At 64.5% G+C, this 1,095-nt stretch carries 1 pseudogene; it reads right to left on the bottom strand.

Annotation, left to right across the window (positions count from 1 at the left end):
- Positions 1-94: 94 nt before the first annotated feature.
- Positions 95-964: pseudogene (locus tag AB0G14_RS35865) on the bottom strand (IS630 family transposase); the annotation flags it as partial.
- Positions 965-1,095 lie beyond the last annotated feature (131 nt).

The following is a 1,095-nucleotide window of genomic DNA, read 5'->3' as shown; positions in this document are numbered from 1 at the left end:
TCCCGGTTGACCCCCGTTGAATTCGAGACCATCATGCACCCACCGGCCAGTCAGGCCGCGTGACTACACCTGTCACCTATTGGTGCAGCAGACCCGTGAAGTGCAGGTGGAAGCGGGGGTGTTTGAGTAGCCACTGCTGGATGGCGGGTGTCTTGTGGGTGGCGTAGTTGTCCAGCACGAGATGCAGGTCAAGGTCGGGTGGTGTCGCCTGGTCGATGGTGCGCAGGAAACGCAGGAATTCCTGGTGTCGGTGTTTGCGCTGGGTCTGCCCGATCACCTTGCCGGTGACCACGTCCAGCGCAGCGAACAGGCTGGTGGTGCCGTGCCGTACGTAGTCGTGGGTCGCCCGCCCAGGAATGCCGGGCATCATCGGCAGCATCGGCGCGGTCCGGTCAAGAGCCTGGATCTGTGTCTTCTCATCCACCGCGAGCACCATGGCGGCCTGTGGTGGGTCCAGGTACAGCCCGACGATGTCGCGGACCTTGTCCACGAACAGCGGGTCGGTGGACAGCTTCCAACTCTGGACCAGGTGCGGTTTGAGGCCAAAAGCCCGCCAGATCCGCGAGATCGCGCTCTGGTTCAGCCCCACCGCCGCGGCCATCGACCGGGTTGACCAGCGACTGTCCTCGTGAAACGGGCGCTCCTCGAGGGTCTTCGTGATCACCGCTTCGACCTGCAGGTCAGTGACTTTCCGCGGCGCACCCGGGCGCGGCTCGTCGCGCAGTCCGTCCACCCGATCGGCCACGAACCGCTTACGCCACTTGCCGACCGCCGGCAGCGATACGTCAAGCCGGCGGGAGACCTCGCTGTTGGACAGACCCCCCCCCGCGCACGCCAGCACGATCCGCGCACGCATCGCCAACGCCTGCGCCGTCTTCGGCCGACGGGCCAGCCCCTGCAACACTTCCCGCTCCTCGGCGGTCAGCTCCAGCGGCGCCAACTTCGGACCACGACCATCACCCACATCGAACAACCTATCAATGAACTAACGACTCAGCACACTAGTGTCCCGAGTCGTTGATTCATTGCTAGATTGATGGCGTGGGTGATGGTCGTGGTCCGAAGTTGGCGTTGCTGGCGTTGACCGCTGAGGAG

The sequence above is a fragment of the Micromonospora sp. NPDC023814 genome (assembly GCF_040639595.1).
In the GTDB taxonomy this organism is placed as follows: Bacteria; Actinomycetota; Actinomycetes; order Mycobacteriales; family Micromonosporaceae; genus Micromonospora.
Note: the sequence above shows the minus strand (reverse complement) of the source record. Positions and strands in the feature narration are given on the sequence as shown.